Annotated in this window: 14 protein-coding genes; 6 read left to right on the forward strand and 8 right to left on the reverse strand. The window is 62.1% G+C overall.

All coding sequences use genetic code 11. The features are described from left to right. Positions 1–49: 49 nt before the first annotated feature. Positions 50–2,422: a heavy metal translocating P-type ATPase gene (locus HMPREF0326_RS01500; protein ID WP_008682232.1), complete on the reverse strand. Its 2,373-nt coding sequence runs from the start codon at positions 2,420–2,422 to the stop codon at positions 50–52. An 86-nt stretch (positions 2,423–2,508) separates the two neighbouring features. Between HMPREF0326_RS01500 and HMPREF0326_RS01505 the strand changes: the two genes are divergently transcribed. Further along, positions 2,509–2,706, forward strand: coding sequence for a heavy-metal-associated domain-containing protein (locus tag HMPREF0326_RS01505; RefSeq protein WP_009302810.1), 198 nt, complete (start codon positions 2,509–2,511; stop codon positions 2,704–2,706). A 173-nt stretch (positions 2,707–2,879) separates the two neighbouring features. Here HMPREF0326_RS01505 and HMPREF0326_RS01510 read toward each other — a convergent pair whose 3' ends face one another. The 6 genes from HMPREF0326_RS01510 to HMPREF0326_RS01535 form a co-directional block, all read right to left on the reverse strand. Then, the gene (locus HMPREF0326_RS01510) at positions 2,880–3,977 is read right to left on the reverse strand and encodes an ISAs1 family transposase (protein ID WP_035073053.1); all 1,098 of its coding nucleotides are present in this window, start codon (positions 3,975–3,977) and stop codon (positions 2,880–2,882) included. A gap of 273 nt (positions 3,978–4,250) precedes the next feature. Beyond that, positions 4,251–6,002, reverse strand: coding sequence for a methyl-accepting chemotaxis protein (locus tag HMPREF0326_RS01515; RefSeq protein WP_008682240.1), 1,752 nt, complete (start codon positions 6,000–6,002; stop codon positions 4,251–4,253). A 124-nt stretch (positions 6,003–6,126) separates the two neighbouring features. Continuing rightward, positions 6,127–7,581, reverse strand: coding sequence for an OprD family outer membrane porin (locus tag HMPREF0326_RS01520; protein ID WP_009303007.1), 1,455 nt, complete (start codon positions 7,579–7,581; stop codon positions 6,127–6,129). Positions 7,582–7,584: 3 nt separating this feature from the next. Beyond that, entirely contained in the window at positions 7,585–9,807 is a 2,223-nt protein-coding gene (locus HMPREF0326_RS01525; RefSeq protein WP_020990145.1) for an EAL domain-containing protein, read from the reverse strand. 718 nt (positions 9,808–10,525) lie between these two features. Next, positions 10,526–11,530 carry a hypothetical protein gene (locus HMPREF0326_RS01530; protein WP_020990146.1) on the reverse strand — a complete coding sequence of 335 codons (1,005 nt, stop codon included), beginning with the start codon at positions 11,528–11,530 and terminating at the stop codon, positions 10,526–10,528. 88 nt (positions 11,531–11,618) lie between these two features. Then, complete coding sequence (locus HMPREF0326_RS01535) at positions 11,619–14,285, reverse strand: valine--tRNA ligase (RefSeq protein WP_008682247.1); 2,667 nt, start codon at positions 14,283–14,285, stop codon at positions 11,619–11,621. Positions 14,286–14,323: 38 nt separating this feature from the next. Between HMPREF0326_RS01535 and HMPREF0326_RS01540 the strand changes: the two genes are divergently transcribed. Continuing rightward, entirely contained in the window at positions 14,324–15,670 is a 1,347-nt protein-coding gene (locus HMPREF0326_RS01540) for a hypothetical protein (RefSeq protein ID WP_008682249.1), read from the forward strand. Positions 15,671–15,749: 79 nt separating this feature from the next. Next, positions 15,750–16,507 (forward strand): IS5 family transposase gene (locus HMPREF0326_RS16545; RefSeq protein ID WP_147568320.1). Its coding sequence is split into 2 segments (ribosomal slippage): positions 15,750–16,074 and positions 16,074–16,507, totalling 759 coding nucleotides; the frame shifts between segments, so codons are not numbered across the junction. A gap of 139 nt (positions 16,508–16,646) precedes the next feature. Here HMPREF0326_RS16545 and HMPREF0326_RS01550 read toward each other — a convergent pair. Then, a complete protein-coding gene (locus HMPREF0326_RS01550) occupies positions 16,647–17,627 on the reverse strand; it encodes an AEC family transporter (protein WP_008682255.1) in 981 nt (326 codons plus the stop codon). A 619-nt stretch (positions 17,628–18,246) separates the two neighbouring features. On the opposite strand from HMPREF0326_RS01550, the gene HMPREF0326_RS01555 reads away from it, so the two are divergent. From HMPREF0326_RS01555 to HMPREF0326_RS01565, 3 genes are all read left to right on the forward strand, one after another. Further along, positions 18,247–18,822 carry a hypothetical protein gene (locus tag HMPREF0326_RS01555; RefSeq protein ID WP_008682257.1) on the forward strand — a complete coding sequence of 192 codons (576 nt, stop codon included), beginning with the start codon at positions 18,247–18,249 and terminating at the stop codon, positions 18,820–18,822. 172 nt (positions 18,823–18,994) lie between these two features. Next, entirely contained in the window at positions 18,995–19,318 is a 324-nt protein-coding gene (locus HMPREF0326_RS01560; protein ID WP_008682259.1) for an ArsR/SmtB family transcription factor, read from the forward strand. Positions 19,319–19,512: 194 nt separating this feature from the next. Beyond that, on the forward strand, positions 19,513–20,556 hold the full coding sequence (locus HMPREF0326_RS01565) for a permease (RefSeq protein ID WP_008682260.1): 1,044 nt from the start codon (positions 19,513–19,515) through the stop codon (positions 20,554–20,556). Positions 20,557–20,565: the final 9 nt, after the last annotated feature.

Genomic DNA, 20,565 nt, shown 5'->3' on the forward strand with positions numbered 1-20,565 from the left:
TGCCCTCACGCCGCGACATGCGCGGCCTGTTCATCAATATCCGCGAGTTCTACGGCGCAATCTTGAAGAAGCGCAGCCGCAGGGCGTTGGTCACCACGGACACCGAGGACAGGGCCATGGCCGTGCCCGCCAGCATGGGCGAGAGCATGGGGCCGCCGAAAATATGCAGCAGACCGGCGGCCACGGGCAGGCCCAGAATATTGTAGCCGAAGGCCCAGCCCAGATTTTCACGGATATTGCGCATGGTGGCGCGCGAAAGCGACAGGGCCGTCAACACGGCCTCCATGCCGCCGCGCATCAGCACGATATCCCCGGCTTCGGCGCTGACGTCCACGCCCGTGCCCACGGCCATGCCCACATCGGCCAGGGCCAGAGCCGGAGCGTCGTTGATGCCGTCGCCCACCATGCCCACCACCTGTCCCTCGGACTGGAGACGGCGCACATAGTCGGCCTTTTCGGCGGGCAGCAGCCCGGCGGCCACTTCATCCACACCGGCCTCACGGGCCACGGCGCGGGCCGTGCGCTCGTTGTCGCCGGTGAGCATGACCACCCGCACGCCCATTTCATGCAGACGGGCCACCACGGCCGGAGATTCCGGCCGCAGGGCGTCGGCCAGGGCCAGAATGCCGGCCAGGCGCGCATCCGTGCCCGTGCCCACGGAAAGCAGCAAGGGGGTCTGCCCGGCCTCGGCCAGAGCCGCCAGTTGCGCGCCCGCCGTCTCGGGCACTTCCAGGCCGCGCTCTCTCATAAAGGCCCGGTTGCCCACGGCCACCACATATTTCTGATTGTTCAGGCCCACCGTGCCGGCAATGCCCAGACCCGGCGAAACGTCCACATCATCCACCGGGCAGGGCGGGCAGCCGCGATCACGCCCCGCATTGATCAGGGCCAGGGCCAGGGGATGTTCGGAGCGGGCCTCCAGGGCGGCCGCCAGGGTCAGCAAATCCTTTTCGGCCAGTCCGTCCACAACGCCGTCCGTGGCCGAGCCGTCGGCGGCCAGCACTGAAATGCCGGTGAGCACGGGCTTGCCCGTGGTCAGGGTGCCGGTCTTGTCCACGGCCAGGGTGGTGATCCGCCCGGCCTGTTCCAGGGCCGCGCCGTTTTTGATCAGCACGCCCAGTTGCGCGCCGCGACCCGTGCCCACCATAATGGACATGGGCGTGGCCAGGCCCATGGCGCAGGGGCAGGCCATGACCAGCACGGCCACGAATACGGACAAGGGCGTGGTGACGGGCTCGGAACTGAAGACCAGCCAGGCCAGCGCCGCCAGCAGGGCGAAAGCCATGACCGAGGGCACGAAATAAAAGCTCACCCGATCGGCCAGGCGGGCGATGGGGGCCTTGCTGCCCTGGGCCTCGCGCACCAGGCGGATGATCCGCGCCAGGCGCGTGTCCTGGCCCACGGCTTCCGCGCGCATGGTCAGGGAGCCTTCGCCGTTGACGCTGCCCGCCACCAGCTTGTCCTCCGGCCCCACGGGCACGGGAATGGACTCGCCGGTCAGCAGGGAAAGATCCACCGCGCTCTTGCCGGTCAGCACCACGCCGTCCACGGGCACGCGGCTGCCGGGCCGGATCAGCAGGCGGTCGCCCGCCTTCAACGCGGAGACAGGCACATCCTCGGGCGGCACGGCCTCGTCCTCGGGGTCCAGGCGCAGGGCCGTTTCCGGCGTGAGGCTCATCAGCGCGCCCATGGCGTCCCCGGCCTTGCGCCGGGCCGTGGCTTCCAGGAACTGCCCGAACTCGATCATGGTCAGCAGCACGGCGCAGGACTCATAGTAGAGGTTCATGGCCCGCATGACCGGATCATGCCCCAGAAGGCCCAGCACGGTGTTGACCAGGCTGTACAGAAAGGCCGCGCCCGTGCCCATGGCCACCAGGCTGTCCATGGTCGGGGACTTGTGCAGCAGGGCCGCCGTGCCCTCAATGTAAAAATGCCGCCCCAGCCAGACCACCGGCAGGGTCAGCAGCAACTGCACCAGCATAAAGGCGCGCGGCGAACTGTGCGGCTCCAGCCAGGATGGCAGGGAGAGACCCATCATGTGTCCCATGGACACGATCAGCAGGGGCACGGTAAAGCCGAGCATGGGCCAGAGACGGCCCAGGCGTTGCCGCCGGTCCTCCAGGGCTTTGGCCTTGGCCGCTTCATACTGGGCCGAGGCGTCCTCGTCCTTGCTCGGCGTGGCCGAAAAGCCCAGCTTGGCGACGCGCTCCATGACCTCCCGGCGCACCTCGTCCTCGTCGCCGGGCTTGGCCCAGACCTTGGCCTTGGCCGTGGCCAGGTTCACACTGACCTTGTCCACCCCGTCCAACTGGCCCACCACGCGCTCGATGCGCGAGGAGCAGGCGGCGCAATGCATGCCGCCGATATCAAAGCCCAACTGGCAGGCTTTATTACTGTCTTTGGTTTCTTTTTCCGTACTCATTGCCGCGCCTCCGCTTGTTTTTCCAGCGGGTTCAGCGTAGCCTGAATCCGTTGAAAATGAAAACCAAAATTATTTTGGAGGATAAGATGAAAACTCTGAAAGTCAACGGCATGCATTGCGGCCATTGCAAGGCCTCCGTAGAGGAAGCCGCTGCCAAGATACCTGGCGTGAGCAAGCCCGAAGTGGATCTGGCCGCCAAGGAACTGCGCTTCGAGGAATCCGGCCCCGTGGACCTGGAAGCCCTGAAAACCGCCATCCGCGACATCGGTTTCGATCCGGAATAGATAGACGCGCCCGATTGAGGCTTTGGGCCTGTGACGCGGGCATGGGCCTGCCCGCCGGGCACGGCGTTTCTCTCTTTCCCGCAATCGGGCCGCCTTTCCCGCTCAGGCCGGGAAGGCGGCCCGAACCGCATTCGACCGGCAAGCCTCGCCTCAGCCGCGCAGGGCAGACGCATCTAAATTCTGAGAGCCTGAAGGAGGAAATCTTCACTCAGCGCAATCTTGAACCTCTTGCCCTTCAAGCTCGATTTCCCCGGCATGCGCCGAAGTAAATTGAGGCAGATACTTCGCAAAATTCCAAGATTTTTGCCCGCATTACGAACCCGTGCTCGACTTTGATCTTCATCAAAAACTACATCAAGACACCAGTGCAAGGCGTTTTCTATCTGCCAATGAGCTCTCACGCTTTTAGCGGCACGCACTTCATCCTGAGCTAAACTACTTATGTAGTAACGACGGTTTGTCTCGATTTTTCCTCTACTTTCACGCACTGACTCAATAAGTACAAAGCTTTGCAAGCCAGCCCACTGCTCCTTATCGCTATACCAATCTATTGAAGGTGATTGCCAACACCGCCGGGTTTCAATACGGCCATGTTCTTTCTCAATTTGTTCAAATCCCGGTGGAACGTCACAGGATAGAGCATCCATATGCATACGTACTTCCTCGTAAAACATAGGATGATTGCTCTTCAATGCCAAAAGGTAAGCAGCCTGTTTCTCGATGGCTTTAGCCGCTACAACTTTTTGGCAGTTGAGCGCATCGGCCGTTACTACACACCCTTTCAAGTCCAGCATATCCATTAATTGGGGAATGGCTGTAATTTCATTACTCTTTTCTTCTACGGCCAGTTGTCCGAGAACCAAACGATTTTCCACGGACCAAGCGTTGAGCATATGTAAAGCTGTCCCATTCTTCTTGGTAGTGCGCCGGTGTGTTTTTCCGTCAAAGGCCACTATGTCGCCGGTCACTTTCTCCCGAAGACGTCGGGATAATTCAAGGAGACATTCGCCAAAGCAACTCGGGGAAATTGCCTGAAATACGCGGTTGAAGGTATCATGACTGGGAATGCTTTGCATGCCTATATGGCTGCTGAGCCAATCCTGCCTGGCATGGGCATAATCTTCCATGTCATAAAAGCCGTCACCGCCTGACAAGTACGAACATAAAGCAATAAACATAATAGTCCCAAGACTATGTATCTTTGTGCGCTCTACTCGTGGGTCAGGCAGGTCACGGAAAATAGCCAATGTGATTTCAATAGGGTCTTCCATAGCCCCCAGTCTATAGATCTTTTTTAGATGCGTCTGCCCTGCTCTTTCGCGCAGGGCAATCGAATGAATGTCTCCACTCCGGATATGCATTTGACTCCAGCGGTGCGTCTTCTAGACCCGCGAACGCAGCCGATATTGTCGGCAAGTGAGCGGGGGGCTGGTTTTGCGGAAATGCGGCTTTTGTAACATAACCGCAAAGTTACAGTAAAGCTGACGCAAGAGTATGTTTCTTTTTCGCTCTGGACACAAAAAACACGCTTTTTCCGCGCCCCGTTACTCCTTGCCGCGCATTTCCGTGACCAGCGCGTGCAGGGTGCGGGTCTGCCCGGCCAGGTCCGCCACGGATCGCGCCGCGTTGTTCATGGCCTGGGCGGTCTGCCCGGCCACCGTATCCACCTCGTTGATGGCGTCGGCCATCTCCCGGCTGGACACGGCCTGCTCCTCGCTGGCCGTGGCAATGGCCCGCACCTGGGTGGCGGCGCCGTCCACAATGGAAACGATTTCGCGCAGGGCCTCGCCGGACCTGCCGGTCAGTTCCGTGGCCTGCTCGATGGTCTGCACGGCTTCATCCACCTGGCGCATATTTTTGTCCGCACTCTGCTGGATGGCCCGCACGGCGTTATCCACATCCGTGGTTGAGGCCATGGTTTTTTCGGCCAGCTTGCGCACCTCGTCGGCCACCACCGCGAAGCCGCGCCCGGATTCACCGGCCCGCGCGGCCTCAATGGCCGCGTTCAGGGCCAGCAGATTAGTCTGGTCCGCAATATCCGAGATCACGCTCATGATTCTGTTGACCGCCTGGGCATGCTGGCCCAGGGTCTGCATATCCTCTTTCAGCCTGCGGGACTGCTCCTGCACGCTGCGGATGCTCCGGGTCACTTCCAGCACCACGTCCGCGCCCTCCTCGGCCTTCTGGCGGGCACCGGCGGAAAGCTCCGCCGCCGAGGTCGCGTTGCGGCTCACCTCGATCACCACGGCGCTCATCTGTTCCATGGCCGAGGCGGTCTCGGAAATTTTGCGAGCCTGGACCTCCGCGCCCTTCTTGGATTGGAGAATACCGGCTGAAAGCTCGCCCGAAGCGCGGTTGGCATTGCTCACCACATCCTCGATGCGCTGGCAGGCCCCCAGAATCATATCATTCTTGGCCGCCGTCTCCTGCGCGGCCACTTTGGCCGAATCCAGGGCTTCCTCGGCCTCCCGGCTTTTAGCCAGGGCCATATCGGTCTGTTCGCGGGCTTCCTCGATCTTGTGCTTGAGCGTGCCGACCATCACGCCCAGGGCCGCGCTCAACTGGCCCACCTCGTCTTTCTGGGCGATGCGGGGCTCGCGCAGATTGCCGCCCGCCACTTCCTGGGCATAGAGCACCAGACGGCGCAACGGCCCGGCGATGCTGCGGGTGAGAAAGACGGCCAGCAGCACGCAGACCAGCAGAATGCCGCCGCTCATGGTCAGAGCCACATTCCGGCTCTGGACGAGGGTCCTGGCCAGAGCCGTGTTGGAACGCATGAGGTCTTCGTCCACCAGTTTGATGGCCTTGGTCAGGCCTTGGCGGATCAGCAGCAGATTAGTGGCGATTCCATCCCGGTAGAGCGTCTGCATGCTCTGATCATCGCCTTTTTCATGGGCCGCCACGATGCCGGGCACCACCGCATGCAGGGCCAGATGCGGCTGTTCCAGGGAGTCCAGAATAGGGGTCACGGCGGGCAGGCGTTGTTCCAGTTCCCTGCGGCCCTCGCCGTAAAACCATTTGCCGAACGTACACTGATGCCCGTCGGTGACCACATTGAGCCTGGTCACCGTATCGTCCAGGAGGTAGGCCGCCACATTGGCCGCCCAGACGAAATGGGCGTTTTCAGCCTTGAGCAGAGTCAGTTCGGACTCGCTGCTGCGGTCCAGGGCGTCGGAAACCCCGGAGATGTCGCCGATGACTTTGAAATTATAAACAGTGTACAGGCCGAACAACAGAAAAATCACCCCAAAGGCAAGGCTCAATTTATACACAAGCCGGATGTCTCGCCAACGCATACTCGCATCTCCCGCGAAAAATTCGCACGATTGGCCGCTCGGGGCGCGGCTGATATATGACCCTTTTGATCAGCTTTACGGCAAACTTTCTCCGGGGATTAGCCCTGCGGACAAATTTTTTACTTCAAAACGAAAACGGCAGGCCGATCAGAATCTTGAAATCGTGCTCTGACTGGAAACCGTTCTTGTACACGGACCAACTGGGCGCGTCCGTACCGTTACGATATTCCGTGTAATGCAGCTTGACGAAAGCGCCTTCCAGGGGGCCGTCGGGTTTGACATAGCCGAGATCGCCGTTCACGGCCCATTCGCGCAGGCGCTCGGACGTTCCCCAGCCCCGCCCGTCCCAGCCCACGGCCCCGCTCACGCCCACGTAAAAGCCCTTTACGGGAAGGATATCGTCCAGACGGCGCTCCACGCCCGCGAAGACCGCCTTTTCATCGTCCGCGTTCCAGTCCGAGCGGGAATCCCACCAGACCTCATAGGCGCCCTTGGCTCCGCCGTTGCGGTCCGCCAGGCGGTAGGCGAACTGCCCCTGGCTCCAGGGCCCGGACATGGGCGCGCCGGTATAGGTGCCTTCCAGGCGGAAGGTCCACAGATTCAGCTCATACAGGCCGAAGAGATAGTGCTGAAGGGCCGGGCCGTCGAAATTGTTGTTGACCCCGTCGCCGTCGTCACTGTCGGCCATGGCGTAAAGATGGTAGCCGAACTTCAGCCGTCCCGGTCCCGCGGGCAGCTCCCAGCTGCTCTTGAAATGGGCGTTGTGCAGATGACCCGGCGACTGGCCGTAGGCCGCCTCCAGGGTAATGCCGTTGTCAAAGGCGTAGCGCGCCCCCAAGCTCCAGACGCCGGGCACATGGCTCTCGCCGTCGTTCTTCATCAGCTTGTATTCGTCCAGGAACCAGGGTGCTTTGTAGGTGTCGGCCACCATACCGGCCACGGAAAAGCCGCCGAAATCCAGCCCCGCGTTCACCCCTCGCCAAGAACCGGGCATGATGGACCAGTTCACGCCCAGCACGCCGGGCCCTTCGGGCTGCAGCCAGCCCGCGCGCAGCCAGGCCGGACCGGCCTTGGCCTTGAGTGCGGCCTTATAGATGGAAACGCCGTTCAGCGTGAAGTGCCTGCTCCAGTCCGGATGCCAGGGGTCCTGCCAGGGTACGTAGCCCATTTCATGGTCCGGCGCGCCGTAGTTGAACAGATCATGGGAGGTGAAGGCGCCGAAATCAAAACCCAGATGGTCCCAGGCATAGCCGGAAACCAGATCCAGATTGGCCTGAAGGGAACCGTGACGCAGGTTGGTGCGGTAGGTTTTGCGGTCCACGTCGTAGCGCTGGCGGTCCCGGCCGAAGAAATACAGGCCGCCGCTGAGATGGGCGTCGTTTACCAGGGGGCTGAGCGGGCTGTCCTCGGGCAGGAGCGTCCGGGCCGGGCTGCCCTTGTCGGGACTGTCCGTGGTATCCGCCGCATCCGCACGCGCGGGCCACAACGCCCAAAGCAATGCCCAGAACAACGCCGGAAGGCAAAGCAGCCGCAGGGTGCGGAAACCGCCCGGAACCAGGCGTTGCTGTTGTTCCGCCACAGGCTAGCGTTCCCCGGCGGCGGGCCCCGGCCGCGTTGCGACGGATAGGGCGGCGCAGTCTTCGCCGCCCTCGGTCCTGTTTTGCTGAAGATACGCCAGACATTGCGCTTCGGGCAGGGCAGGGCTGTAGCGCCAGCCCTGGAAAATGTCGCACCCCTCCTCGCGCAGGATGGCGACCTGTTCGTCGTTTTCCACGAATTCGGCCACGCAGCTCATGCCCCGTGCCCGGCAGAGACGGGTGATGGAAGAGACGATATCGCGGCAGATGGGATTGGTGACCAGTTCCTTGGTGATTTCGCCGTCGATTTTCACATAATTCACCGGGAACTGCTTAAGATACTTCAGCGAGCTGTGCCCCATGCCGAAGTCGTCAATGGCGATGGGAAAGCCCAGATCATGGAGGCGCGCCACTACCCGGCTTTCCGGCGAGCCGGAATCCAGGGCGCTGGATTCGGTCACTTCCACGCTCATCAGCGCGGGCGGCACGCGGTAGCGGCGGGTTATCTCCATAAAGCGCTCCGGCAGCGAGGCCTGCAGCTGCAAGGCGGAAACATTGACCGCCATGGTCAGGTCCGTCAGGCCCGCGTCCAGCCAGCGGCGGCGCGTGCGGCAGGCGGTTTCGAAAATCCAGATCCCGATGGGCCGGATCAGCCCGGATTCCTCGGCCAGGGTCACGGTCACGGGCGCGGGAATGGACCCGTAGGCCGGATGCCGCCAGCGCAGCAGGGATTCCACGCCCACCGCCCTGCCGCTGCGGGCACAAATCTGCGGCTGGTACTCCAGAAAAAGGCCCTGGGCGTTGCGGCTCTCCCTTTCCAGGTCCAGAATCAGGCTGCGGGCCAGGGTGCCCGCGTCGTCCTGCTGGCGGCTGTAGGGGCCGCCGTCCCCGCCGCAGATCCGCCCGGTCAGAGTGCTGAACGCCGCGTTGGTGCGGCGGATGTTGACCTTGTTGGTCAGCACCACAAAGGGCGCGTAAATGCAGACGCCCAGGCAGAGGTTCAGCAGTTGCAGCAAAGAGCCGTTCAGGGAGCCGGTGGCCAGATAGCCGTTGAGCAGTACGGGCGTGGTCCATTCCGTGGCCACACTCGCGCCCGGCACCAGCCCCCAGACCACCGCCAGATAGCTGACGCCCGCCAAAATCAGGGGCGTGCCCACAAAGGGGATCAGCATCAGCGGGTTGAGCACCACGGGCAGGCCGAAGAGCAGAATTTCATTGATGTTGAACATGCCGGGCAGCAGGGATAAAAACCCCAGGCCCCGGCTGGTGCGGGTTTTGCCGAACAGAATCAGCGCGCCCGCCAGACAGATGCCAGCGCCCGAACCGCCCATGAACACGAACACATCCATGAAGTTCTTGGTCATGATGTGCGGCAGGGGCAGACCCACGGCGGCGGCGGTTTCATTGGCAAGCATGGCCGCGCCATAAATATCGTGGGTAATGGGGTCCAGCACATTGGCCCCGTGGATGCCCAGAAACCAGAGCACATGCAGGGACAGGATATAGAGCAGGCTCCGCTCCAGACCATCGTGCAGGGCGTCGAAAGGCAGGCGGATGTAATGATAAGCCAGTTCGTGCAGGGACGAACCCGTGCCGTGCAGCAGCGTGCCGACGGCGGCAAAGGCCAGCAAGGTCAGAATGCCGGGCAGAAAGGAGCTGAAGGTACGCGGCAGGGCAATGTCCGGCGCGCCGCCGCGCAAATGCAGATGGAGTTGCTTGAAGGAAAAAAAGAACAGAAACAGCCGGGTGGAGGCCAGGCCCACCAGCAGGGCCACGAACAGGCCGGAAACGCCGAACCAGCGCAGATTGTCCGACGAGGCCGACTGCGGGAAAAGACAGAACAGGGCCGCCAGGTTGACCAGACCGGCAATGACCGGGTTGGCCCGGAAAATCCGGCTGGCGCTGTTAAACTGGTCCACCAGATGCTGGCCGATGGAAAAGACCAGGCTCAGGGACATGATCGCAAAGGTGCCGCTGTAGAGGATCTCACCGAACAGGGTCCAGCGCGGGCCGAAAACATGGGCCATGAAGTCCCTGTAGGCGGTCAGGGGAAAGCTGTTCAGCAAAATCGCCAGAGAGCCCAGGAACATGAAGGGCAGCATGACGATAAGCGCCGAACGGACGGCGGCCAGAGTGGGGACGCCCGCGGCCTGGTCGGCCAGGCGCAGAGCTCGGTTGACCAGGCGGTTGCGGAGGGTGGAGGTGGCGTCCTTTAGTTTCGCGTTCACAAAAACCCTTGGTTGCGGCGGCCATCCCGTGTTGGACGGGCGGCGCTCCGGCAAAAGCTCCGGCGCTGTCGGCTTCGGTTGGCGGGGCCGCGCATGCGGCCACCCGTAAAACGACGCAACGGGACGCCCCTCGTCGGAACATCCCGTTGTTGTGCCGAAAGACCTTTATTGTAGCATAGTGATAATGCCCGCTTTGTCAATGCGCGGTCCGTCCGGCCGAAAATGGCGCGAGGAGCGGAAAAACGGCGGCTGACGGACAGAGAGCGGTGCGCCGTGAATCCCGTTACCCGAAAGACCGGACTGCTCCGGCAACGAGTTCAAAAATGGACGAAGGCTGAACAATCTATTGAAACATTACACCTAGAGGGTGTCGTCATGAGATGGATTTTCGTGTTATACCAAGGAGAAAGAGCCTGTTATGAAGGGAGTGTACTCTTATGGTACTCGACCGGAATAAAAGACGAATTTCGACGCAGAGATAACCGAAAAGACACTCATGACGACACCCCCTGGAGCATTTTTACTTTGGAACTGCTCTAACGCCGCACACGGTGCGGCGCGCCGCGAAGACCGACCCGACGGGCGGCCCGTAGGGCCGTGCCTGTAGCCCAAAGGGCGTACAGGCATCGAGAGCAACGCGGCGTGGATTCTGGCGAAAACCACGTTTTTCGCCAGAATGCCGACTTTGAAATTTGTAAAATTTCAAAGTTAATCTGCTCTAGGGGCAGGGCGTCAAAAACGAGGCCCTCTCCTCGCGCACAATGCCCAGAACTTCCTCCATCTGGGCCAGGCTCGGGCGGCCGTGATTGCTCGCCAACAGGCGCAGCAGGCTGTCCACGGTCTCCAGGCGGGTTGCGGCGAAGCGCGCGTTCCCGAGCAGGCCGCGCCGCGCCAGCATCTCCACCAGTTTGCCCTGACTGGTGCTCAACGCCGCATGCACCTTGTGGAGCGGCTCCAGGGTGTCGCTTTCAGCGGCGGCCAGCACCATGACGGACGTGGTATACAGGCGCTCCAAAAAGAGGCCGTAGAGATGCGCGCCCAGCAAGCGCAGATTGGCCTCGTTTTGCGAGGCCGCCGCCAGCATGGCCCGTACCTGGGCCTCGCTACGCCGGACAATGATCTCCCGCCCGGCCGGGCCGGTGGGATCTTTCGCCAAGACGTTCTTTTCCTTGGCGGTCAGAACGGGCAGATGGGTCTTGGGGCTCAGTTTGCGCAAAAGGCGGTTTTCGCGCGCCGCGTCCTCGGCCTTGCCGAAAAACAGGGCGTAGGCCTGATCCGACGCCGCCATGCCGCTGAGCACCGCCGCCTGATCCCGGTCGCCGGGCTGGGGGCAGATGTCCTTGGGCACGGTCAGGCCCTCCTGATAGGCAAAGCCCGCGGCCTTGAGCAGGCCGATGTCGTCCAGACTCCGGCGCAGGGCCCGAATGTCCAGCAGGGGGCGCATTTCCTTGACCACGGCGGCGGGAGAGGCCTGCCCGCCGGATTTGACGGACGGCAGATCCATGCCGTCTTCCAGGCCGGGAGCGGGGTCGGCGGAATCAGGCGCGGGCGCGCCCTTCTTGTCCCAGTCCGGAGCGGGATGCGCGGCATCCTCTGCGCTTTGGCCCGACACGGCGGCCCTGGCCCGCGACACGGGCCAAGATACGGGCCAGGACAGCGCAACAGCCAGGGAGAAAATCAGGACAAGGGAAACAATCGGGATACAACGTACGAAACGCGGCATGCTGCCTCCGGGCGCGCGCCGGAAGCGGGCGGCGCGCTCGCGGAAAAAAGGGGAAGCGGCCCGGCCCGCCTGGGCCGGGCCGCCGGGATTATTCTTCGGCCAGGGCCTCGGCGAAACGGGCCCGCAGGGCCTGCAATTTGGCCTTGGCGTCCAGCAACTGCCCGGCGCGTTCCCGTTCGCGCGCCACCACTTCGGCGGGCGCGCGGCTCACAAAGCTCTCGTTGCTCAACTTCATGTTCACGGCTGTCACGTCTTTTTCCAGCTTGGTCAGTTCCTTGTCCAGGCGCGCCAACTCACCGGCCAGGTCCACGGCCCCGCGCAGGGGCACGATAACCTGGCAGCCCTGGACCACGGCCGAGGCCGACGCCTTGGGCGCGTGCACTTCCGCGCCCAGTTTCAGGGATTCCAGGCGGGCCAGGGTTATCATCAGGCCCCGGTTTTCCTCCAGCAGGGCGGCCTGTTCCTCGTCCACGGGATGGAGCAGCAGGCTTACCGTGTGGCTGGGGCTGATGCCCAGTTCGGCCTTGATGGTGCGCACGGCCACAATCACGCCCTGGATCAGCTCCATGCGGCAGGCTTCGCTCTCACGCGCGCAGCCGGGGCGCAACGAGGGATAGGGCTCCAGGGCCAGATCCGTGGGCTGTTCCCCGGCGGGCACGGGCAGGGCGCGCCAGATCTCGGCCGTGACAAAGGGCATGATGGGATGCAGCAGCACCAGCAGTTCGCGCAGCACCAGCCAGAGCACATACTGGGCCGCAGCCTTGCGCGCGGGGTCGTCAGACTGCATGTCGGGCTTGATCAGTTCCAGATACCAGTCGCAGAACTCGTTCCAGAGGAATTTGTAGCCGAGCTGGGCCGCGTCATTGAAACGGTAGTCCGCAAGGGCCTGGTCCATGTCCAGCTTGGCCATTTCCAGACGCTGCAGAATCCACTGATGGTGCAGGCCCCGTACATTTTCCAGGTTCACGGACGCGGGCGCTTCCTCCGGCAGGTTCATCAGGGCGAAGCGCGCGGCGTTCCAAAGCTTGTTCACAAAATGGCGATAGCCTTCGATGCGCTCTTCGGACAGGCGGATGTCGCGGCCCATGGCCGCGAAGGCCGTCAGCGTGAAGCGCAACGAGTCGCAGCCGTATTTCTCGATCATGAGCAGGGGATCGATAACATTGCCCGTGGATTTGGACATCTTGCGGCCCGTGGCGTCGCGCACCAGGGCGTGCAGATAGACGTCACGGAAGGGCACCTGCTTCATGAAGTGCAGGCCCATCATCATCATCCGGGCCACCCAGAAGAAGATGATGTCAAAGCCCGTGACCAGCACCGAGGTGGGGTACCAGCGCGCCAGATCCCTGGTCTGTTCCGGCCAGCCCATGGTGGAGAAAGGCCAGAGCGCCGAGGAGAACCAGGTGTCCAGCACGTCCTCGTCCTGCTCCAGATGATCCGAACCGCACACGGGGCAGACGTCCGGTGCTTCCTCGGCCACGATCAGCTTGCCGCAGGCTTTGCAGGTCCAGGCCGGGATGCGGTGGCCCCACCAGATCTGACGGCTGATGCACCAGTCTCGGGTGTTGTCCAGCCAATGGTAATAGGTCTTGAGCCAGGATTCCGGAAAAATTCTGGTCAGTTCCGGCACGGCGGCGCGCGCGGACGGGGCCATTTTGGTGGTGGCCACGAACCACTGGGGGGAGACGTGCGGCTCCACCACCGTATGGCAACGGTAGCAGTGGCCCACGGCGTGTTCCAGCTCCGTCACGCCCACAAGGTCCCCGGCGGCTTCGATGTCGGCCACGATTCTGTCCCGGCATTCTTCCTTGTTCAGGCCCGCGTAAGGCCCGGCCTCGGCTTTCATGACGCCGTTTTCGTCAATGACCTGCACGAATTCCAGATTGTGCTTTTTGCCCAGCAGCCAGTCGTTGTGGTCATGGCAGGGTGTGACCTTCAACGCGCCGGTGCCGAACTCGCGGTCCACATAGTTGTCCGCGATGATCGGCACCTCGCGTCCCAGCACGGGCACGCGCGCGGTTTTGCCCACCAGATGGGCATAGCGTTCGTCCTCGGGATGCACGCAGACGGCCGTGTCGCCGGGAATGGTTTCGGGGCGGGTGGTGGCGATGACGATGGAGCCAGAACCGTCCGTGAGGTGGTAGCGCACGCTCCAAAGCCTGCCCCTGCTCTGCTCGTGTTCCACTTCGTCGTCGGCCAGGGCCGTGTGGCAGCGCGAGCACCAGTTGATGATGTAGTGGCCCTTGTAGATCAGGCCTTCATCATAGAGCTGCACGAAAACCTTGCGCACCGCCGCCGAAAGCCCCTCGTCCATGGTGAAGCGCAGGCGCGTCCAGTCCACGGAGCAGCCCAGGGCCCCGATCTGGTTCAGGATGCGGTGGCCGTAGTCCGCGCGCCATTCCCAGACTTTTTCCACAAAGGCTTCGCGGCCCAGATCCCGGCGGGTCTTGCCCTCTTTGGCCAGGGCCCGCTCCACCACGTTCTGGGTGGCGATGCCCGCGTGGTCCGTGCCCGGCACCCAGAGCACGTTCTTGCCCTTCTGGCGGGCGTGACGGCAGAGCACGTCGATGAGCGTCAAATTCAGGGCGTGGCCGATGTGCAGGGCCCCGGTGACGTTGGGCGGCGGAATGACGATGGAATAGGGCTCGCCGGGCGCGTCCGGGTCGGGCGTGAAGGTTTTTTTCTCTTCCCAGTGCTTGCGCCACCGGGCTTCCACGTCATGGGGCTCATAGCCCTTGGGGAGGGTATCCGCCATCTTGCTTTCTCCGTAAAAGGCGGCGATACTGCGCGCCTATGCAGCCCGCGCAGTCGATTTACATGTTATGGGACGCGTCCCACATCTGGGGCCTCATGGCCTGGCGCGCGTTGCGCGCCCTGGGACTGTCCTGCCGCCTGGTTAAGGGCCAAGAAATAGCCGAAGGCGCGCTTTTAGGCAAGCCGGGCTCTTGCCGGGCATACGAAAACGCCATCCCGCCCCCGTTGCTGGTGGTGCCGGGCGGCAACGCCCGGCTCAAGGCCCTGGCCCTTGGCGAAGCCGGGCGCGCGGCCGTGCGCGCCTATCTGGAACAAGGCGGCGGCTACCTGGGCTTCTGCGGCGGCGCGGGCCTGGCCCTCAGCCACCGCGACCCGTGCGACGGACTGCAACTCTGCCCCTGGTCGCGCGCGGCCTATCCCCAGCGCCTGCATCATCTGATTTCCGGCCATGTGCGGGTGCGGGCCCGCGCCGGGGAAGAACTTTCGCCGCCCGGAATTCCGCCCTTGCTTCCGTCGGGAGCCGCCGGAAGCAGGAACAACGCGTCCCTTTCCCTGCCGGTCTGGTGGCCGGGACGTTTCGCGCCGGAAAACACGGAAGAAGTGTGCGTGCTGGCGGCCTATGACGCGCCGGACGCGGATTTCTGGCTGGCGGACCTGCCCTTGCAGCGCATTCCGGCGCATGTCTTCGAAGCATGGCAGGCCCTGTACGGCATCAATCTTTCAGCGGACTTCCTCACGGATCAGCCCCTGGTGGTCAGCGGCGCGTACGGCCAAGGCCGCTACGTGCTGAGCTACTCACATCTGGAAACCCCGCAGAGTCCGGACGCCAACGCCTGGTTGGTCCATCTCCTGCGCCGCCTGGCGGCCCTGGAGCCCCGGCGTGATCTGGTGCCGGGCTGGGAGCTGGGCGAACCCGTACCGGCCTGGCCGGACTACACGACGGCGATGCCTTTGCTGGACGCCCTGCGCCGAACCCGCGCCCTGCTGGACCTGGCGGTTGAGCATCACCTCTTTTTCCGGCGCGCGCCCTGGCTCTGGGGCTGGCGCACGGGCCTGCCCGGCGCGGCCTGCAACAATCTGCACGCGGCGCTTTGCACGGCCGTGAATCTTGCGCCTTCCGGCGAGGCCCTGGACTACTGGCGCGACGTTAGTTCCCGTTTCGCGGAGCTGAGCTCCCTGTTCGCCGCCGGGGCCGAAGGCTATCTGCTGGCCTGCCGTCTGGCCGAAACCCTCTCTCCCACCCTGCCCGACGCCGTGGACCAACGCGGCCTCGACAACCAGCGCGAAGCCCTGTTCGGGCACCCCATGCACGGCGGCGGCCTCATTGAGGAATTGCTGACCATCACGGAAGAGCTGATCTACCTCTCGCAGGAGGTGCGCCTCTGATCCCGCCGCGCCGCTCACCGCGTCTTTAGGGCCTGTTAACACTATTTGACAAAGAGCGAGTATTCCGTAAGAATGTCTTATGCAAATTACTCGCGAACAATATGAGAGAATCGCTGACTGCTTCCCGCGCCAAAGAGGTAATGTCCGTTTTGACAATCTCCAGGTGTTGAATGCGATTCTGTACGTTGCGGAGCATGGGTGTAAATGGCGTGGACTGCCGAAAAATTTTGGCTGTTGGCACAGCATCTACACGCGCATGAACCGCTGGAGCAAGAACGGAGTTCTTGACCGTATATTTGAACGCCTTCAACAAGAGCAGATACTCCGCCTTAAAATAGAAGCAGTTTCTCTCGACAGTACTATTGTTAAGGTTCATCCCGATGGAACAGGGGCCTTAAAAAAACAGGTCCGCAGTCCATCGGAAAGTCCAGAGGCGGCTGGACGACCAAGCTTCATATGGTTGCCGCGAATGCTGAATGCGCGTTGAATTTCAGCCTCACTCCCGGCAACGCCGGCGATGCCCCCGAGGGGCGCAGGCTGCTTGTCCAGTTGGGGCCGATGCCAGCGCCGTGCAGCTTGCTTATGGATGGCGCATATGAGGGTAATGAAACGACTCGCTTGGGACGTGAGTTGGGCTTCACTCCGGTGGTGCCGCCCAATCCCAACCGACTGAAACCGTGGGAGTATGACAAAGAGCTATACAAAAGACGTAATGAGGTAGAACGGCTTTTCAGGAGGCTCAAAGGCTTCCGCCGTGTTTTTACTCGCTTCGATAAGCTCGATGTCATGTTCCTGGCCTTTGTCGTCTTTGCGTTGATTGTTATAGCTCTAAAATAGTGTTAACAGGCTCTAGAGCATTTTGCGCTTGAAATTATCGCTTAACGGCGAAGTAAATGCGCCTTGCGATAATTTCGCGGTGCGGATTTTCCGTGAAAATCCACACCGCGCGTTGAGATATTTTCAATATCAAAACGCTCTAAATCATGCCCAGGCGCATGAACAGCCAGACAAAACCGGTCAGCGTGAACATGCTCAAGGCATTGGAGAGTACGGCCGTGAGCGCGGATTCCTCGGGCACGGCGCCATAGATCTCGGCCAGGACCGTAACAATCAGGGCCGTGGCCGTGCCGCTCATGATCACGCCGATAGCCAGCCAGGCCCCGGAAATGCCCAGCAGCCACATGATGGCCCAGCAGAGCAGCGGATGCAGCAGCAACTTGCAGGAAATCAGCCAGACCTGGCGCAGCGCGGCATGCCCTTCAGCCCGGTGCATGGTCAGGGCCAGTTTTTGCCGCAGATCCAGCCCCAGGGCCAGCAGCATGCAGGGGGCCGCCGTATAGCCCACCAGACTGACCGTGCGGTCCAGCGGGGCCCAGAGCCCCAGGCCGGACAAGGACAGGGCCACCCCGGCCAGGGTGGCGAGCAGGATAGGATTGCCCAGGATAAAGACCCGCAGCAGGGTCGCGACCCTGGAACGTGAGCCGTCGCTCCAGGCCGCCGCCCCGGCCAGCATATCCAGCCGGGCCTGCCCCATGATCATCACGATGTTGGTGGTCAGGGTGGCCAGGCCCGCGATGAGCAGGGCCTCCTGATTTCCGGGCAGCAGATTGGTCACAATGGGCAGGCCCACAAAGGCCGTATTGCAGGCGCTGCAGCTCAGGGCGGAGATCACGGCCGGGCCCGCGCCCCGACGGCAGAAGAGGCGGTCGCCCCAGTAGCCCAGAGCGTAGACGATCAGTTGCGAGCCGATGACCCCGGCCCAGAAGCCGCCGTGGGCCAGATCGCCGGGATGCGCACCGGCCAGGATGTGCAAAATCAGCAGCGGCAGGGCCAGCTTGAGCACATAGACGCCCAGGACCGGGCCCGCGCTTTCGGGCAGTACCTCCCGAGCGCGCAGCAGCACGCCCATGCCGATGATCAAAAAAACAGGAACAACCGCGAACAGGGCTTCCAGCATACACTCCTCCGCCGCGCCGCTTGAGCGGCGCGCAACCCGGCTGCCCGCGCTCCGTAGCGGCAGGCGGACAACGGCGGGATAATGGCTCCAAGCACGGGCCTTGTCCAGCAGAATATTGTTTGATTAATCAAACAATATTCTGCTGGACAAGGCCACCCGGGAGCTGTTTCGAAATAAGGATTTTCGTTCTCTCCAGGAAAGGCGAGCCCTGGGCGGGGGGAATATATGCAAACCCGACCTTCGCACGGGGCGAGCCTGGCGCTGGCAAAGGCCAAAAAGACAATTTAGAAACGGCTCCCAGGACAGGCTAACGGAGAATGTACATTGGCAGCGGCTTGGAGCCGCCTGTTTAGGTACCGCGCCATGCCGCGCTTGCCGGGCGTTTCAGCGTTGGGACACCCGGAAATGCCGTCAGCCCGATATCATTGCCTACCCTCCGTGCACCCTGAGCGATGCTTATGCCCGACAATATTGTTTGAGCAAACAAGCAAATCTTGCCGATAACCATAAAGCGTCTATACTAAAAATTTCCAACCAGGCGGCAGGAGCGACCGTGCAACAGACATATCCAGAGCCAAGGCAAAACCGGCTTTGGGCTTCGCAGCTGTGAGGGATCGGCATGCTGAACGAAATGGTGAGAAATTACGGCAGGCTGGGCAAAGGGTTCAGCGCGCGCGACAATATCATCATCAAAGGCACCAAGGCCCTGCATCTGCTCGCGGCCACGGCCTGGGCAGGCGGCGCGCTTTCCATGCAGGCGCTCAGCTTTTTGCGGCTCTCCACCGACAATGCGGCCTTTGCCGCGCAGGTGGCCCGGTGCCTGCATTTCGTGGACACCTGGGTTGTCATGCCCGGGCTTGCGGGCTGTCTGCTGAGCGGCCTGTTCTACTCCACCTGCACGTCCATCGGCTTCTTCAAATTCGCCTGGATCGGCTACAAATGGCTGATCAGCCTCTGCGCGGGCTTCTGGGGTACCATGTTCTGGGGGCCCTGGGGCGACGACCTCATCGCCGTGCTCGTGCCTCTGGGCCTGGACGGGCCGCTGCGTTTCGTGCGGGCCTGCATTTTGCCGGAAAGCATGTGGGAAGGCGCGTTGCAACTGACAGTCATCCTGTCCATGTGCCTGATTTCCGTATACCGGCCACTGTCGTTCCACCTCGCGCCGCACAGACCGGCGAGCACCGCCAATCATTAGAACATACTACCTTAAAAAACTGCTCTAAGGCGGCCGGAGTGCCTGCCGGAAACATCTTGCCTTCCGGAACCCGCGGACGGGGCCGCTCCTTCCGCCCGGCCACGCGCCAGATTGACGCTTTCGTCTTGACGGAAGAAAGAAAACTGACTATTTGGCTAAAAAGCCAAAAATTATGGACAGGCATAAAAAATATATTGCGGAGCAAGCCAGAATCTTCAAGGCGCTCGGACATCCGAGCCGCCTGCTCATGGTGGACGCCCTGCGGGACGGCGAAAAATGCGTCTGCGACCTGCAAGCCCTGGTGGGGGACGATATGTCCACGGTCTCCAAGCATCTTTCCGTGCTCCGGGAAGCGGGCGTGGTGGCCTCCGAGAAAAGAGGCACAAACATCTATTACCGCCTGGCGATCTGCTGCCTGGAAACCTTTTTGAAATGCACCGGCGAACTGGTGGAAAAACGCGTCCTGGCGCAAATGGATATGTTGCGCAAGCAATAACTTCCCACGGCAAATTTTTTTGGACATTTCATTGGTAATTTTGCCAATAAGGAAAGCTTAACGAGGATCACATGATAGGCAAAAACGCTGTCCCGGCAGCGGGGAAAAAACGGGCGTCAGCTCTCCCGACGCAGTGCGTGTGCCGGGCACCCGCCGCCGCTGTCCGCTCTCCGGTCCCGGCGCGAGTGAACAGAATGTGGTATTTCGGAATCAGCATTGCGGCCCTTGCGCTGTGGTGGGCGGCGTATTCAGTCATTGCGCCCCTTTCACAATGGCTTGCCCGTGACCTTTTCGGCCTGAGCCGGGGCACGCCCGTGGGAGATGCCGCCGAATTCTTTTTGTATGACACGGCAAAGATTCTCCTGCTGCTTGTTCTGATGGTGTACGTCATCGGCTGGCTGCGGGCGGGCCTGCGCGTCGAGCGGGTCCGGGATTACCTGGCGGGCAAGGGCCGGGGCATAGGCTATGTCTTGGGGGCGGGGTTCGGGGCTGTTACGCCGTTCTGTTCCTGCTCCAGCATTCCTCTTTTCCTGGGCTTCGCCACAACCCGCATCCCCCTGGGCATCACCATGGCCTTTCTGATCACTTCGCCGCTGATCAACGAAATCGCCGTGCTTCTGCTGTGGGGGCTCCTCGGCTGGAAGTTCACGGTCATCTACGTGGCTGTGGGCATATGCGCGGGCATCGGCGGCGGTATGATCATGGACGCACTCCACGCGGAACGCTGGCTGCAACCATTCCTCCTGGAGGCCATGAAAAACGCTCCCTCCCGGACGGCGGACCCGCAAGCGGGGAATCCACCGGCAATGGGACTCATGGAGCGCCATGCGTTTGCCTGGTCCGAAACAAGCGGCATTTTCCATCGAGTCCGACTGTGGGTCGTTCTCGGCGTGGGCCTTGGCGCCGCGCTGCACGGTTTTGTGCCGCGGGAATGGTTTACGGAAAACTTGGGTTCGGGCCAATGGTGGTCCGTTCCCCTGGCCGTGGCCGTGGGCATTCCGCTGTACACCAATGTCACGGGCATCATCCCGATAATGGAAAGCCTGCTGCTCAAGGGCCTGCCCCTGGGCACAACGTTGGCCTTCTGCATGAGCACCGTGGCGGTCAGTCTGCCGGAAGTGCTCATGCTCAAGCAGGTCATGCGCTGGAAGCTGCTGGCCGTCTTTCTGGGCCTGCTGCTGGCTATCTTCACGCTTGCGGGCTGGCTGTTCAATACCCTTCAGGTGAACATTTTTTAAGGTCAGGAG

The sequence above is a fragment of the Desulfovibrio sp. 3_1_syn3 genome (genome assembly GCF_000145315.2).
In the GTDB taxonomy this organism is placed as follows: domain Bacteria; phylum Desulfobacterota; class Desulfovibrionia; order Desulfovibrionales; family Desulfovibrionaceae; genus Desulfovibrio; species Desulfovibrio fairfieldensis.